Below are 15,489 nucleotides of genomic sequence, written 5' to 3'. Positions count from 1 at the left end.
CCGGTTGCTGACGTCAAGTCCCTCGCGGGTAGTTTTTCGTACCGTGGGCGAACGGTCGGTTACCCGACGGATCGGCCCGATCCCCCGTTCGGGCGAGTCGGTCGATCCGTCGGGACGAACCGGAAGGTCATCCGAGCAGCCCGGCGTCCCGGGCGGCGCGCAGCGACGGCCGGATCCGGTGCGTCGGACCGACCTGGCCGGCGACCGCGTCGATCGTCTTCAGCCCCTCGCCGGTGTTGAAGACCACCGTCTCGGCGGTCGGGTCGAGCTTGCCGGAGTCGACCAGCTTACGCAGCACCGCGACGGTCACCCCGCCGGCCGTCTCGGCGAAGACCCCGGTGGTCCGGGCGAGCAGCCGGATCGCCGCGCGGATCTCGTCGTCGTCGGCGTAATCCATCCAACCGCCGGTACGGCGGACCGCCTCCAGGGCGTAGAGGCCGGCGGCCGGGTCGCCGATGTTCAGCGACTTGGCGATGCCGGTCGGCTTGACCGGGGTGATGGTGTCGGTGTCGGCGTGCAGGGCGGTGGCGATCGGGTTGCAGCCGGCCGACTGCGCGCCGAACACCTTCCAGCCGCCCGCCGGGGCCTCGACCAACCCGATCTCCACCAGCTCGCTGAACGCCTTGTCGACCTTGGTGAGCAGTTCGCCACTGGCCATCGGGATGACCACCTGCGCCGGAATCCGCCAGCCGAGCTGCTCGGCCACCTCGTACCCGAGGGTCTTCGACCCCTCGGCGTAGTACGGGCGGACGTTCACGTTGACGAACGCGGTGTCCTCGAACTCGTCGGTCTCGACCAGCTCGCCGCAGAGGCGGTTCACGTCGTCGTACGAGCCGTCGATGGCGACCAGGTCGCCGCCGTAGACGGCGGTCGTGACCACCTTGCCCTGCTCCAGGTCGCCGGGGATGAAGACCACCGAGGGCACCCCGGCCCGGGCGGCGTGCGCGGCGACCGAGTTGGCCAGGTTGCCGGTGGAGGCGCAGGCGAAACGGGTGAAGCCGAGGGCGCGGGCGGCGGTCAGCGCCACCGAGACCACCCGGTCCTTGAACGAGTGGGTCGGGTTGGCGCTGTCGTCCTTGATCCAGAGTGGGGCGGTGATGCCCAGCTCGGCGGCGAGGTTGCCGGCGGCGACCAGCGGGGTCAGTCCGGGGTCGAGGGTGACCCGGGTGGCCGGGTCCTGGCCGGCGGGGAGGAGGGCGGCGTACCGCCAGAGGTTCTGCGGGCCGGCCTCGATCTGCTCGCGGGTGACCCGGGCCAGCGCGGCGGTGTCGTAGTCGACCTCCAGCGGGCCGAAACACTCGTAGCAGGCGTGCTGGGCGGCGAGCGGGTACCGGGCCGAACAGGCGCGACAGACCAGGGCGCGGGCGGGGCTGGCGGTGGTGTCGATACCGGGGGCAGCGATCGTCGACGTCATGTCGAGGGGGTCCTCTCATCTTTCCCCGCGTCGCACTCTGCGGCGGGGACGGATTTGGCACCTGCCCCGCCGGACGCTCAGCTCTGAGCGCGCGGGGTGGTTGCCGGGGCGTCGTCGGGCCGTATCCCTCAGCCCCTCTGGATGAGGTATTCAGTTGTGCTCCCGAGCATACGCACACCCCCGTCCCAGCTCACGCCCCCTTCCCACCCTGTGAACCACCCCACCCCCTCCCCCGCAACCGGCCCCGCCCGGCCCCGGGCGGTTGATCAAGAAGTTCGTGTCACCGTCCGGCACCCCGCCCGACGCAAACTTCTTGATCGACTCCAGAAAGGGGAAGGCGGGGGTAGGGTGCGGGCGTGTTGGTGGGGGTGGGCGGCTTGGGAGTGGGGGCCGCAGCGGTGGGATGTGGGGTGGTGGGGGTGCTGCTGCCGACGGTGGGGTACCGGCTCGCCGTGCCGTACGGTGAACCGTCCCGCACGACCTGCGCCACCTGCGGCGTACCGCTGCGGTCCGGCACGGCCGGATGGCTGGCCCGTCGGTGCGACCGCGGACACCGGCTGGGCGTCCCGTGGTGGGTCACCGCCTCGCTCGCCGCGCTGGCCGGTGCCCTGCTCGGGGCGGCGCTCGGCGCGGTGGCCGTCCTACCGGTCTTCCTCGCCCTCGCGGTGCTGGGCGTGCTGCTCGCCGTCATCGACGTCGCCTGCCACCGGCTCCCCGACTCGCTGGCGCTGCCGGCGCTGACCGTCACTCCGGTGCTGCTCGGCGTGGTCGCGCTGACGACCGGCCAGTGGGCGGACTGGCGACGCGGGCTGCTCGGCTGCCTGGCGGTCGGTCTCGTCCTCACCGGGCTGGTCCTGCTGCCCGGCGGTGGTTTCGGGTTCGGCGACGCGAAGGTGGGCGCGCTCCTCGGCTGGTACCTGGGCTGGCTGAGCTGGGACACGGTGATCCTCGGCCTGGTGCTGCCCTGGGCGCTTAACGTGCCCGTGCTGCTGGCGCTCCTCGCCGCCCGGCGCGTCCGCTGGCGGACGAAACTGCCGTTCGGGCCGGCCCTCCTGGGCGGCGCACTGTTGTCAGTGCTCGTCACGACAGGCTGAGCGCACAAGCGTTCGTCGCCGTCACGTCGATTCGTCCAGAATGGACCGGCTCGCCGGTCCGACCACTGGCGACCGTCTATTACTGTTCCGGCCACCTGCGTCAGAAAAGGAGACGGGCGATGCGTCGGAGCGTGGTACCGGTGGTGGCCCTGATGCTGGTCTGCGTCCTGACCGCGTGCGGCGGCAGTGGCAGCGGCAAGAAGAAGCGGTCGCGGGACCCCCGACCAGCCACGACGGCCGGGAAGGCCGCTCCGGGCGACCGGGACGATGACGACGTACGGATCGGCACCACGCCGAGTCCCACCAAGACACCGCGTCGCAAGGTATCTGACCTCACCTGCGGCGACCTGCGCGACGCGCGGGTGGGCAGCAGCACCACGAAGTACCGGAGCTACCTGAACCCATTGCCGCTGCGCAACGGACGGTGGACCGGCAACGGCGCGACCGTCCTGCTGGAGAAGCCCTGCGCGACCGGTGACCTGGACGGCGACGGCGCGGTCGACGCGGTCGGCTCCGTCGTGCTCGACTCGGGCGGCTCGGGGCGCTTCTGGAGCCTCGTGGTCTGGCGCAACGTCAACGGCGAACCGCACTACGTCACCGCCACCGACGTGGGCGACCGCACTCCGGTGCAGTCGATCCGCATCGCCGACCAGAAGGCCACCGTCGTCTACCTCACCCGCTCGCCGGGGGCGGCAATGGCCGAGTTGGACCTCCGCCGTACCGCCGTGCACCAGCTCTCCGGCACCCGATTTGCGGAGGTCAGTCACACCGATGTGCCGCACACCTCCTGACCAGCACGGGCCGACGCGGCCGGGCACCTTCTGACCAACGGGCCGACCGGGCTGGCCGACCCGGCCGGGCACCGCTGACGAGGTACCCGGCCGGTAACCGGACCGCCGACGAGAGATGCCCCGACGGAGTGCCCGGACGGCCGACGAACTGCCCGGCCGGTATCCGGACGGCCGACGAGGTGGCGGCCGGTGTGGCGGCCCGCCGGGCGGGAACGGGGGCGGGCCGCCGGCCCGGTCAGGCGGCCAGCCGCCGGGCGAGTTCGTCGGCGACCTGCTCGGCCAGTTCGGCGGGGATCGCGGCGGCGATGGCCTCCGGGGTGAGCGTGGCCAGTACGCCACTCACCACCTCCGCGCTGATGGTGCCGCTCTGGAGGTTCTGGACGCCCTCGTAGATCTGGTTCAGCACGTTCAGGGTGGACAGGCCAGTCGGGATGCCCCCACCGACGTACTGCCACGGCAGCGCGCGCATCAGCCTTGCCACGGCCGGATCCTGCAGGATGGCCAGGAACTGTGCAGGGGTCATGTCGTCCTCATTCTGGTCGATGGCCTGCTCGACCTTGGTCAGCAGTTGGTCCCAGGGGAAGTTGGCGCCGGGATCGGTGTGGGTGGTGCCACCCCAGGCCAACCGCATGTCGTTGTGCCCGTAGAAGGCCCGGACCTGGGGGTTGGCCTGCATCTCGGCGACGGTGGCCCGGCGGGGCGCGATGTCGTAGTACCGGCAGACCACCGCCAGCACCTCGGCAAGCCGGTCCCAGGCGACGTTGTCCAGCCACCACTGGCGGCTGCTGGTCGAGCGGCCGGTGATCTCGACCGAGATGCCGTTCTCGTTGCCGTTGGTCGATCCGGCGTGGCCGGCGCGGGAATCGGTGTCCAGCGACTGGACGATCGAGTCCGCGTCGACGTAGAAGTGCGAGCTGACCCCGTCGGTGCGTCTGGTGGCGTAGGACGCCTCCGCCTCGGCCGTGGCGGTGTTGTCGGTGGCGTGGATCGCGATGCCGAACTTCTGACCGTCGCGGTCGTCGTAGGCATTGCGCCCCTGAACGAAGGGAACTCCGGGGACTTTCACGATGACTCCGTCTCCGGTCGGGGAGAAACCGCCGGTCGGCATCGGTGGCGACCGAGCCGGTTGTCCCAGGGAACCATCTCCACCGTAACGAAGACATCAACACTGATTAATCAGTTGTGATTACCGGTTGACACCCGTCCGGCTCCATTGGGGGCATGAAAGCTCTCCGCGCCTCCGCGCTCGTCCTCACGGTCCTGGCGGGAATACTCGCCGTGCCGACCCCCGCAACGGCCGTGACGACCTCGGTCTTCCCCGCCACCCTGGACACGTACGTCAACGCAGCCTTCCCGGACACCAACTTCAACGACCAACAGCAGCTCGTGGTGGCTGGCGACCCCAACCGGGTCAGCTACCTCGCCTTCGCGGTCAGCGGCCTGACCGCGCCCGTCCTGCGCGCCTGGCTACGACTGCACACCCGGGACGTCTCGCACGCCGGCAGCCCCAACGGCGGACAGGTGTACCGGGTCGCTTCCACCTGGTCCGAGAGCACCATGACCTACACCAACCGCCCGGGAGCGACCGGGACCGAACTCGGCCGCTTCGGCCGGGTACGCGCCAACGGCGTCTACGAGGTCGACGTCACCGCCGCAGTGGCCGGAGACGGCGTGCTCAGTCTGGGGATCTACTCGATCAGCCCGGACGGCGCCTACTACGACAGCCGGGAGACCGGGGCCACGGGACCGCAGCTCGTCGTCTACACCGGCGTCCCCGGCACCGACGACACGGTGCTGCTCGCAGCCGGGGACATCGCCAGTTGCAGCACCGAACGGGACGAACAGACCGCCCGCATCCTCGACGTCGAGCTGGGGGTCGTCGCCCCCTCGGCGACGTGGTCTACGACAAGGGCACGCCCGAGGAGTTCGCCAACTGCTACCACCCGACCTGGGGCCGACACAAGGCGCGGACCCGGCCAGCGGTGGGCAACCACGAGTACCTCACCCCGGACGCGGCCGGCTACTACGCGTACTTCGGGGCGGCGGCGGGACCGGCCGGGCAGGGCTGGTACTCGTACGACCTGGCGGACGGCGGGTGGCACGTGGTGGTGCTCAACTCCAACTGCTCCCACATCGGTGGCTGCCACGCCGGCTCCGCCCAGGAGCAGTGGCTCCGCGCCGACCTCGCCGCCAACCAGGCCCGCTGCACGGTGGCGTACTGGCACCACCCGCTGTTCACCTCCGGCGGCCGGGCCCGGGAGGAGGTCCGGCCGTTGTTCCAGGCGCTCTACGACGGCGGCGCGGAGATCGTGCTGACCGGGCACAACCACCAGTACGAGCGGTTCGCCCCGCAGAGCCCGACCGGGGTGGCCGACCCGGCGCGGGGCATCCGGCAGTTCGTGGTCGGCACCGGCGGCCGGTCACTCCAGCCCGACTTCCCCGACGTCGTGCCGAACAGCGAGGTGCGCAACGGCAGCGTGCACGGCGTGCTCAAGCTGACCCTGCTCCCCGACCAGTATCGCTGGCGGTTCCTGCCCATCGCCGGCCAGACCTTCACCGAGGTCGGCACCGGCACCTGCCACTAACCGCTCCCCCACCCCCACCCCCACCCCCGCTCCCGCCCCCGCCCCCGCCCCCCGCTCCCGCTCCCGCTCCTGCTCCGTCGATCATGGAGTTGTGGCGCCTGATCAGTGACGAATGCGAGCTTTGGGCGGTGCCACAACTCCATGATCGACGGGGCCGTTCGGATCGACGGGGCCGTTCGGATCGACGCGGCCGTTCGGATCGACGCGGCCGTTCGGCGGGCGGCGGCGGAGGAGGGCTGTCAGGGCGTGGACGAGCAGGAGCAGGGCGGTGCCGATGCCGACCACCAGGGCCACCGACTCGGACGAGGCCAGCCCGACGACCAGGCCGGCGAGTGCGACGAGGCAGACCGCCAGCCCGAGCAGACGTAGCAGCGGATCGCCCAGCACCGGGGCCAGCGGCAGGAAGTGCAGTCCGACGACGGCGCTGACCAGGGCGGGGATGAACGCCGACCAGCCGACGAGCCCGAGCAGCGCCGCGCCCAGCCCGGCGGCGGCGAACTCGGCGACGACGATGAGCAGGTAGCGCCGGTCGGCGACCCGGTCGCGGGGCGGCGCGTCGCCGACCCGGGCCCGGGCGGTGACGACGCCGCCGGCGACCGCCGTCAGCAAGGCCACCACGCTCGCCACCACGAGCACCGTGTCCAGCGGCGGATCCGCCTTCGGCACGCTGAACCAGAGAGTCGCGAAGACCCCCAGGTAGAGCGCGGTCAGGCCGGCCTGCCGCCGGCTGGGTGTTCGTCCCGTCATCGCTGTCGTCACTTTCCGTCCGAGTGTTCGCGGTGATGCCCCGAGGGGCGGCCTGGCGATCCTACGGACGGCCGATCCGGTGACGCGGGGTCGGCTGGGTCAGCTCGTGACGTCCTTGCGGGTGAAGCGCCAGAAGGCGAGACCCCAGAAGATGGTGGCGTAGCTGATCGCCGAGACGCAGCCACGGACCACGTCGTCGGTCTGCACGGGCGTGGAGAGCAGGCCCAGCCAGGCGGTGCTGTAGTGGGTGGGCAGGAAGTCGCGCAGCACGCCGAGGGCGGTGATCTGGTCGAGGATGCTGGAGAGGATCCAGAGCAGCACCGCGCCGCCGACCGCGCCGAGCGCCGCGTCCGTGGTCACCGACAGCAGGAACGCCAGTCCGGCGACGACCAGCATGATCACCGCCAGGTAGCCGAGGACGGCCAGCAGCCGCAGCAGCCCCTCGCCCGGGGTCAGTTCGGCCGAGACCAGGCTGCGCAGCGGCGACCAGCCGTACCGGAGGGTCCCGGCGAGCAGGGCGGTGCCGGCGAGCAGGAGCAGGGCAATCGCCGAGTAGGTGAGCGCCACCAGCAGTTTCACCGCCAGCAGCCGGGCCCGGGGCACCGGGATGGCCAGCAGGTAGCGCAGACTTCCCCAGCTCGCCTCGCTGGCCACGGTGTCCCCGCAGAACAGCGCCACCACCACGACCAGCAGGAACGACGCCGACACGAAGATCGTGAAGAGGGTGAAGTTCAGCCCGCCGGTGGTGGCGAACTCGACCAGGCTGGCGAACTCGCCCCTGCCGTTGTCGTCGTCGCCACCCGAGTCGAACTGGAAGGCGATCAGGATGATCAACGGCAGCAGCACCATGAACCCCAGCGCGAGCTGGGTACGCCGCCGCGACGCCTGCCGGTGGAACTCGGCCCAGAACGGCAGGGTGGCCGACGGGCGGTAGCCGGGGGCCGCGCCCACCATGGCGGTCGTCTTCGTCATCAGCGATCCACGCTCCCCGGCAGAATCCGTCACCGGTCCCGGCTTTTCCGCAGCGTCCATCACCGGTCTCCGCTTCCCCGTGAGTTCTCGCCGACCAGGGCGAGGAAGGCGTCCTCCAGGCGGCGCCGGGGCACCACCCGGTCCACCCCGACCCCGGCCCGGACCAGCTCGGCCACCACCTCGCTGCGGGCCGTGCCGTTGGTGTCCACGACGAGCTGGCCGTCGGTGTCGGGCAGCACCCGTACGCCGTCCAGCCGGTCCAGCACGGTCCGCGCGGCGTCGGGGTCGGTGACCTCGAACAGCACACTCGGCGACTCGCCGACGATCTCCTCGACCGGCCCGGAGGCGACGATCCGTCCCTTGTTGACCACCACCGCGTGGGTGCAGGTCTGCTCCACCTCGGCGAGCAGGTGGCTGGAGACCAGCACCGCCCGTCCGTCGGTGGCGTACCGCTGGAGCACCCGGCGCATCTCGGCGATCTGCGGCGGGTCGAGGCCGTCGGTGGGCTCGTCGAGCACCAGCAGCTCGGGCAGGCCGAGCATGGCCTGGGCGATGGCGAGCCGCTGCCGCATGCCGTGGCTGTAGTTCCTGGTCCGGCGGTGCACCGACGCGCCGAGGCCGGCGATCTCCAGCGCCGCCTCGAAGTGCGCCTCCGCCGCCGGGCGTCCGGTGGCCCGCCAGTACGCCTTCAGGTTCTCCAGGCCGCTCAGGTGCGGCAGGAAGCCGGGCCCCTCGACCAGCGCGCCGATCCGGGAGAGCACCGGCGAGCCGGGCACCAGCCGGTGCCCGAAGACGTAGATCTCGCCAGCGGTGGGCTGGGTCAGCCCCATCAGCACCCGCAGGGTGGTGGTCTTGCCGGCGCCGTTCGGCCCGAGCAGCCCGACCACCTGGCCGGGGTGCACCTCGAAGTCGACGTTCGACACGGCGACGAAGCCGTCCGCGTACTCCTTGCGGAGCTGCCGGACGGCCAGCGGCGTGCCCGCGTACGCCGGGTGGACGGAGCTGTCCTGGCGGCGGTGCCGGCGGCGGACCACGGCGACGACCACGACGAGCCCGACCACGATGGTGGCGAGCAGCCCGGCGAGCACCCAGCGCCAGACCATCTCCGTGGTGGGGATCGCCTCCCCGGTCACCGTGGGCAGTACGACCGGCGCGTCCCCCATGGCAACGGTGTGGACGGTCGGTTCGGCCGGCGTGGCGTACGCCTGGTCGCTGGTGGCGACGACGACCCGCAGCCGGTGGCCGGACTCGATCCGCCGGACGATCGCCGGCAGGGTGACGGTGACCGGCTGGGCCTGCTCGATCCGCTCCGGCAGTCCGCTCAGCCGGACCGGGGCGACCAGCCCGTTCGGCAGGGTGGCGGTGCCGTCCGGTGCGACGTCGTAGAGCTTGACGAAGAGGACGGCCTCGCCGGTCGGCGAGGCGGCCCGGATGCTGACGGTGGGCGCGCCGACCACGTCGACCGCGCCGGTCAGCGGTGCGGACTCGAACCGGGCGTGCTGGCCGGGCAGGTCGCCGGCGACCCCGTCGAGCAGCGACGAGAACGACCCGGCGAGGGGCAGCGACGAGATCGCCGCCGGGTTGCCGCCGGGCGGGTTGGCGATCTGCTGCGCCGGGCCGGTCACCGGCACCTCGCGGCGCTCGTCGCCGCCGACGCCGGGGTAGTCGGTGGTGTGGTAGCCGGTGGCGACCAGGCCCCGGTCGAGGGCGTCGAACCCGGCGATCCTGGACCAGGTGAAGTCGTCGCCCGGGGCGGCACCGGTGCCGGCGACGTAGTGGTCGAGCCACTGCACGGTCAGGTACTTCACCCGGTCCGAGTCGGTCTGCGGGCCGTCGCCGCCGTCGTGTCCGCCGGTGAACCAGGCGACCCGGACCGGGGTGCCGGTGGCGGCGATGCCCCGGGCGTTGGCGTCGGCCTCGGCGATCGGGAAGAGGCTGTCCGCGGTGCCCTGCACCAGCAGGGTGGGGGCCTTGATCCGGTCCAGCACGGTGGCCGGGCTGGACCGGCGGAGCAGGTCGACGGCGGCCTGGTCGCCCCGGCCGGTGGCGGCGATGCGCAGGTACGCGGCACAGACGTCGGCGGCGAACCGGCCGCAGGCGGGGTCCCCGGCGCCCGGCGGCGGGGCGGACACGGTCGGAGTGTTCGCGGCCGGCTCGCCGGCCGGATCCTCCGCACTGCTGTCGCCGTCGGGGCGGCCGACGGGCCCGCTGGTGGCCGCGCCCGCCCCACCGAAGAAGATGCCCGCCCAGCCCTTCTTGAAGACCCCCTCGGCCGCCGGGCGGCCGGTGCTCTCCGGCAGGAACGCCCGGGGCAGGTCGTTCCAGGTGATCATGGGGACGATCGCGTCGACCCGCTGGTCCTGGGCGGCGAGGAGCAGCGCCAGGCCGCCGCCGTACGAGCCGCCGACCACGCCGACCCTGGGGTCACCGGCGGCGTCGGTACGCACCTGCGGGCGGGCGGCCAGCCAGTCCAGCAGCCGCTGCGCGTCGCGTACCTCATGGTCCGGGCTGTTCAGGTGGATCTGGCCGCCGCTGCGGCCGAAGCCACGCGCGGTCCAGGTCAGCACCGCGTAGCCACGGCCGGCGATCTCCTCGGCGTCGGCGCGGACCGTCTCCTTCGTGCCGCCGAAGCCGTGCGCCAGCAGCACCGCCGGCACCCGGTGGTCGGCCGAGGCCCCCTCGGGCAGGTAGAAGGTGGTGTCGAGGGCGACCAGCTCGTCCCCGGACGGCCCGGAACGGACGGTCAGCAGCGCGGAATCAGCCGTGTAGGCGGGTCGCTCCGGCCACACCGCCCAGCCGACGGCGGCGACGACCAGCGCGGTCGCCACCGAGGCGGCGACGAGACGGCGTCCGCGGGGGAGGGCACGCCGGAACCGCGCGACCGACAGGGTTGGCATGGGGGACACGGTACGGCGTCGTTCCTGGACGTTGGCTGAGATCCTCCGTACGGCCGTCTGGCTCGTCCGATCAGCCGGCGGCAATGGTCGACCGCGCACGCCTCGGCGAAATCCGGCGTATTGAATTCGCATCACGTGAATTCGGAATCTTCCCCTGAAACCCGTGAGACGTCGTCATGTCACCCCACGCTTCTGACGTTCCGCTCTTGCCTCGTCACAATGAGTCAATCGACCGGGTTGCCGGAGGGCGAACGGCCTGTTGGGGGCGGTGGCTCGGCCGACCCTGCGGGTAAATTTCCGGTACTGGTGCACCGGACCGGATCGGGCGCGTGCCCGACCCACCCGCCGTGCCTCCTCGGGCCGGTCGCCGGGTCGGTGGTCCGCACCACCACCGGCTCGGCGACCCCGAGCAACCCCGTCCCCGGCGACCGCGCCCCGCCGGACGGAGGGCGACCCGCTGGCACCGTGACCGGGACACCCGGCACCGTGACCGGGACACGCGGCACCGCCTGGACTGCCCCGACCTGGGCACCGGCGGCTACTCTCGGGCGGGTGGCGGAACCCGAACTCACCCTGATCGCCAGCCTGCGCCCGGCGGCCCTGGACGCCCGTCGGGGCGTCGTCCGGCTGCACCCGGAGGTGCTCACCGCGCTCGACCTGCGGCCCGGCGACCCGGTTCGGTTGACCGGTCGACGGCAGACCGCCGGAATCGTGGCGTTGGCCGAGGCGGGCTCCGGCACCGGCCTGCTCCACGCCGACGACCTCGTGCTCGGCAACCTCGGCATCCGGGACGGTGGGCAGGTCACGCTCAGCCCGATGCCGCTGACCGCAGCCCGCCGGGTCACGCTGCGCGGGCCGGTGGAGATCGTCGCCGCCGTCTCACCGGAGATGCTCCGGCTCGCCCTGCTGGGCAAGGTGGTCACCGCCGGGGACGACGTCTCGCTGCTGCCCCAGGACGTCCGACCGGACGCCCCGGTCCGCGCGCTGGTCGAGGCCGCCCGCCGCAGCCTCGCCAACACCGTCGGGTACGCCTGGACCAGCGCCCTGCTCACCGTGGTCGCCGTCGAGCCGGAGCCCGGGTCGCTGGTCACCATGGACACCCTCGTCGGTTGGGAGCACGGTCAGGTCACCCACGGCGCTCCGAACGGTTCCCGGGCTGCTGTCCCTGGCTCCCACCTCGCGGGTGGTCCCGGCTCCCATCCGGCGATTCGACGACCGGAACCGGGCCGCCACGACGACAGCACGGTCGGAGTCAGCGGCGAAGCCGACCCGGCGGAGGCGCCGGACATCGACGAGCTGCCCGGCCTGCGCGCCCAGGCCAAGCAGCTCACCGAACTGCTCGACCTCGGTTTCCACCACCGTGAGGTGCTCGGCAAACTGAACACCACGGTGTCCCTCGGGGTGCTGCTCAGCGGACCGGCCGGCTCCGGGAAGTCGGCGCTGGTCCGCGCGGTCGCCGCCGCCGTCCGGGCACGTGTGCACCCGGTCTGGGCGCCCGAGCTGGCGGCGCTGACCAACCAGGCCGCCGCCGAGCGGTTGCGCGCCGCGGCCAGCGCGGCCCGCGCCGAGGGGCCGGCGGTGCTCCTGGTCACCGACGTGGAGGCGCTCGCCCCGGCCGACCAGCCCGGACCGCTGGCCACCGTCTTCCGGCAGGTGGTCGCCGAGACCGTACGGGCCGGGGCCGCCGTGGTCTGCACCACGAGCCGTACGGAGGCGGTCGATCCGGCGCTGCGCGCCCCCGACCTGCTCTCCCTGCCGATCACCGTGCCGCTGCCCGACGCGGCGCTGCGCCGCGAACAGTTGACCGTGCTGACCCGACGGATGCCGCTCGCCGGGGACGTACGGCTGGACGAGGTCGCCGGTCGTACGCCGGGTTTCGTCGCCGCCGACCTGGCCGCGCTGGTCCGGGAGGCGGGGGTACGGGCCGCGCTGCGGCAGAAGACGACCGACACGCCAACCGTGGCGATGGCCGACTTCACCGCCGCGCTGGAGGTGGTCCGCCCCACCTCGATGGCTTCCGCCACGCTCGAACTGGCCAGTGTCACCCTGGAGGACGTCGGCGACCTGGTCGAGGTGAAGGAGACGTTGACCGAGTCGGTGCTCTGGCCGCTGACCTACCCGGACACCTTCGCCCGGCTCGGCGTACAGCCGCCCCGCGGGGTGCTGCTCTACGGGCCACCGGGCTGCGGCAAGACGTACCTGGTCACCGCGCTGGCCGGCTCGGGCCGGGCGAACGTGCTCTCGGTCAAGGGCGCCGAACTGCTCTCCAAGTGGGTCGGGGAGAGCGAACGCGCCGTCCGGGAACTGTTCCGCCGGGCCCGCGAGGCCGCCCCCACGCTGATCTTCCTGGACGAGGTGGACGCGCTCGCGCCCGTCCGCGGCCAGGCCACCGACGGCGGGACCACCGACCGGGTGGTCGCCGCGCTGCTGACCGAACTGGACGGGGTGGAGTCCCTGCGCAACGTGGTCGTGGTCGGCGCGACGAACCGTCCCGACCTGGTCGACCCGGCGCTGCTGCGGCCCGGACGGCTGGAGCGGCTGGTCTACGTCCCGCCACCGGACGCGGCGGCGCGGGTGGAGATCCTGAAGGCCTCCGCCCGGAACGTGCCGCTCGCCGACGACGTGGACCTCGGCCCGTTGGCCGAGTCGCTGGACGGCTTCTCGGCGGCGGACTGCGCCGCCCTGGTCCGGGAGGCGGCGCTCGCCGCGATGCGGGAGTCGCTGACCGCCTCCACGGTCACCGCCGCGCACGTCGACCGGGCCCGGACCCGGGTCCGGCCCTCCCTGGACCCGGCGCAGGTCGCCTGGCTCGCCGCGTACGCCGCCGAACGACAGGGCTGATCGGTCCGACCCCGGCCCCGGCCTCGCCCCCGAGTCAGGCCGGGCCGGAGTCAGGCCGACCCGGTGTCAGAGCGGGCCGGAGTCAGGCCGGGCCGAGGTCAGGCCGGGCCGAGGTCCTCGGTGGGCAGGAGTGGGCCAAGCGGCCCGAGGTCCAGGTTCAGGTCCTCGGGGGCCAGGCCGAAGTGCTCGCGCAGCCCGGTCATCTGCTCCTCCAGCGCCATCAGGGTCACCCCGATCCGCTCGACCTGCTCGTCGGTCAGGTCGCCCACCTCGACCCGCCGCAGCGCCTGCCGTTCCATGAGCTGACGCAGCAGCTCGATCACGGTCAGCACCAGGCTGGCGAGGCCCTTCTCCACCGAGTCCCGGTCCACCGCGAGTCGCCGGTCCAGGGGGGTCACCCGGGGGGCCTGCCACTGCGGCTCGCCGAGCGCGGCCGCCAGCGCGGCCGCCTCGTCCCGGGGCGCCGGCGCAGCGGCCTCGGTCGGCGCGGCGGTTTCATGCGTTGAGGTCGGCGCGGCGGCTTCGTGCCCTGCGGTCGGCGCGGCGGGTTGTGGCTGTGCGGTCGGCGCGGCGGCCTCCTCCCGTGGGGTCGGCACGGCGGCGTCGTCCTGCCCGGTCATCCGGCACCGCCGGGAGGCTCGGGCGGGGTGAGCGCGCCGACCGAGGAGATCAGCGCCCGCAGCGAGAGGTACACCAGGTCGACGTCGGCGATGGAGATGGTGATGTCACCGGTGACCACCACTCCGGTCCCGAGGACCCGGTCGAGCAGGTCCACCAGGGCGATCGGACGGTAGGCCAGTGGGTCGTCGGCGCTGCTCGGGACGAGCGAGGTGGTGGCCACGTCAGCTCCCCGGCTGGCCGGCGATGAAGGAGTACGGCGGCCAGGGGCCGGTCAGTTCCAGCCGCAGCGTCGGGTGCCGCGCGGCGAGCGCCGCGACCGTCGTACGGAATCCGGCGAGCCGGTCGAGCGGTACCAGGTACGCGCCGTTGAGCACCATCGGCCGGGAGTCGCCGGAGAGCCGCTGGTCCTGGGGCGCGTGCCGGCGGGCCTCGGCCGCGTGACCGGCCAGTTCCTCGTGCACCGCCGCCGCGCTCTGCGCCGCAACCTGCTGACCGGTCTCCCGGGCCTGCAACTGGGCCCGACGGCGGCGCAGGTACGCCGCTCCCGCCCCGGTCCCGCCGGCCGCCGACGGCGCGCCCCCGCCACCGGCCGGCCGTGCGGCGGCGTTCCCGGCACCGGCCGACGGTGGGGCGGCGTTCCCGTCCCCGACCAGCCCCGTACCGGCTGGCCGTGGCGTGCTGCTCCCGGCCTCGGCTGGCCGGGCGGTGGCATCCCCGGGGGCCGGCTCTGCGGCCGGAGCGGCGGGCACGAGGTACCCCTTGACCCCCCACTCCTGGTGACCGGCGAGGCGGGCGAGGGTGGCGACGAGGTCGGCCTGCCGCTCGTGCAGCAGCGCGGCCAGCCGGCGTTCGTCGGTGTGCACGGTCGCCAGCCGGGCCGGCACCACCGGACCGGTACGGGCCAGCGCGTCCACCACCCGGTGATGTGCCCGGGCGGTGCGCTCCAGCCACCCCAGGTCCTCCAGGTTCCGGCGCAGCGGCTGCTCGCCGTACTCGTCGAGCGGGACGGCACTGAACACGGCGGCCAGGCCGGCCCCGTGGACCGTCCGGACCGGGGTGTCCGTCAGGCCGGTGACCGCGGACAGCGTCCCGGCGACGGACGCCGGGACGATGCCGTGCAGCCAGGTGCCGGTGCCGACGGGTGTGGTCGGTACGACCGGATCAGCGCTCATCCCGCTCCTCCTGACGTTCGGCACGGGCGGCGATCCGGGGCCGTCGCTCGGCCTCGACCTCCTCCGGGTCACGCGGGCCCGGCTCGACCGGTGGGCGGGCCCGCGAACTCAGCCACGGATCGTGCTCCCACCAGTCGATGCCGATCTGCCGGGCGGTGTCGACCGAGGCGATCACCAGGCGCAGCTTCAAGGTCAGCAGCTCGATGTCGAGCAGGCTGACCCGGATGTCACCGGCGATCACGATGCCCCGGTCGAGCACCCGTTCCAGGATGTCGCCGAGGTTCGCCGGGTCGTGTCCGGCCGGCAGCACCTGGCCGGAGTTCTGCACCACCGGGGGCACCTGTCCCATGGTCAT

At 73.2% G+C, this 15,489-nt stretch carries 13 protein-coding genes, 1 pseudogene and 1 riboswitch; of the genes and pseudogenes, 5 read left to right on the top strand and 9 right to left on the bottom strand.

The features are described from left to right. Positions 1 to 127: 127 nt before the first annotated feature. Positions 128 to 1,414, bottom strand: a complete 1,287-nt coding sequence (thrC, locus tag GA0074692_RS27960; RefSeq protein ID WP_091649544.1) for a threonine synthase — start codon at positions 1,412 to 1,414, stop codon at positions 128 to 130. A 12-nt stretch (positions 1,415 to 1,426) separates the two neighbouring features. Beyond that, positions 1,427 to 1,562, bottom strand: a riboswitch (SAM riboswitch). A 271-nt stretch (positions 1,563 to 1,833) separates the two neighbouring features. Here thrC and GA0074692_RS27955 point away from each other — a divergent pair. Next, positions 1,834 to 2,508 (top strand): A24 family peptidase, encoded by a 675-nt coding sequence (locus GA0074692_RS27955; protein ID WP_176738612.1) that lies wholly within the window; start codon positions 1,834 to 1,836, stop codon positions 2,506 to 2,508. Positions 2,509 to 2,627: 119 nt separating this feature from the next. Continuing rightward, positions 2,628 to 3,299: a hypothetical protein gene (locus tag GA0074692_RS27950; RefSeq protein WP_091649538.1), complete on the top strand. Its 672-nt coding sequence runs from the start codon at positions 2,628 to 2,630 to the stop codon at positions 3,297 to 3,299. A gap of 235 nt (positions 3,300 to 3,534) precedes the next feature. On the opposite strand, the gene GA0074692_RS27945 is transcribed toward GA0074692_RS27950, so the two are convergent. Next, a complete protein-coding gene (locus GA0074692_RS27945; RefSeq protein WP_176738611.1) occupies positions 3,535 to 4,365 on the bottom strand; it encodes a peptidoglycan recognition protein family protein in 831 nt (276 codons plus the stop codon). A gap of 155 nt (positions 4,366 to 4,520) precedes the next feature. On the opposite strand from GA0074692_RS27945, the pseudogene GA0074692_RS37050 reads away from it, so the two are divergent. Next, positions 4,521 to 5,003 (top strand): annotated as a pseudogene (locus GA0074692_RS37050) (CBM96 family carbohydrate-binding protein); the annotation flags it as partial. 191 nt (positions 5,004 to 5,194) lie between these two features. Next, a complete protein-coding gene (locus tag GA0074692_RS35060; protein ID WP_176738610.1) occupies positions 5,195 to 5,884 on the top strand; it encodes a metallophosphoesterase family protein in 690 nt (229 codons plus the stop codon). 102 nt (positions 5,885 to 5,986) lie between these two features. Here GA0074692_RS35060 and GA0074692_RS27935 read toward each other — a convergent pair whose 3' ends face one another. The 3 genes from GA0074692_RS27935 to GA0074692_RS27925 form a co-directional block, all read right to left on the bottom strand. Next, a complete protein-coding gene (locus tag GA0074692_RS27935; protein ID WP_091649527.1) occupies positions 5,987 to 6,631 on the bottom strand; it encodes a hypothetical protein in 645 nt (214 codons plus the stop codon). A 99-nt stretch (positions 6,632 to 6,730) separates the two neighbouring features. Beyond that, on the bottom strand, positions 6,731 to 7,603 hold the full coding sequence (locus GA0074692_RS27930) for an ABC transporter permease (RefSeq protein ID WP_091649524.1): 873 nt from the start codon (positions 7,601 to 7,603) through the stop codon (positions 6,731 to 6,733). Between the two features lie 59 nt (positions 7,604 to 7,662). Further along, a complete protein-coding gene (locus tag GA0074692_RS27925) occupies positions 7,663 to 10,500 on the bottom strand; it encodes an alpha/beta fold hydrolase (protein ID WP_091649521.1) in 2,838 nt (945 codons plus the stop codon). 552 nt (positions 10,501 to 11,052) lie between these two features. Between GA0074692_RS27925 and GA0074692_RS27920 the strand changes: the two genes are divergently transcribed. Beyond that, positions 11,053 to 13,341 carry an AAA family ATPase gene (locus GA0074692_RS27920; protein ID WP_091654200.1) on the top strand — a complete coding sequence of 763 codons (2,289 nt, stop codon included), beginning with the start codon at positions 11,053 to 11,055 and terminating at the stop codon, positions 13,339 to 13,341. A gap of 98 nt (positions 13,342 to 13,439) precedes the next feature. Here GA0074692_RS27920 and GA0074692_RS27915 read toward each other — a convergent pair whose 3' ends face one another. Genes GA0074692_RS27915 through GA0074692_RS27900 form a run of 4 tightly spaced genes read right to left on the bottom strand, consistent with a single transcriptional unit; the run spans position 13,440 to position 15,489 of the window. After that, complete coding sequence (locus tag GA0074692_RS27915; protein WP_218106720.1) at positions 13,440 to 13,961, bottom strand: gas vesicle protein K; 522 nt, start codon at positions 13,959 to 13,961, stop codon at positions 13,440 to 13,442. Further along, entirely contained in the window at positions 13,958 to 14,182 is a 225-nt protein-coding gene (locus GA0074692_RS27910; protein ID WP_091649518.1) for a gas vesicle protein, read from the bottom strand. Before GA0074692_RS27910 ends, GA0074692_RS27915 begins: the two co-directional genes overlap by 4 nt. Before the next feature lies 1 nt (position 14,183). Beyond that, positions 14,184 to 15,134, bottom strand: a complete 951-nt coding sequence (locus GA0074692_RS27905) for a GvpL/GvpF family gas vesicle protein (RefSeq protein ID WP_091649513.1) — start codon at positions 15,132 to 15,134, stop codon at positions 14,184 to 14,186. Further along, on the bottom strand, positions 15,124 to 15,489 hold the full coding sequence (locus GA0074692_RS27900; protein WP_091649509.1) for a gas vesicle protein: 366 nt from the start codon (positions 15,487 to 15,489) through the stop codon (positions 15,124 to 15,126). Before GA0074692_RS27900 ends, GA0074692_RS27905 begins: the two co-directional genes overlap by 11 nt.

This window comes from Micromonospora pallida, assembly GCF_900090325.1.
In the GTDB taxonomy this organism is placed as follows: domain Bacteria; phylum Actinomycetota; class Actinomycetes; order Mycobacteriales; family Micromonosporaceae; genus Micromonospora; species Micromonospora pallida.
The sequence above is the reverse complement of the archived record's forward strand: the minus strand, read 5'-3'. Positions and strand labels throughout refer to the sequence as shown.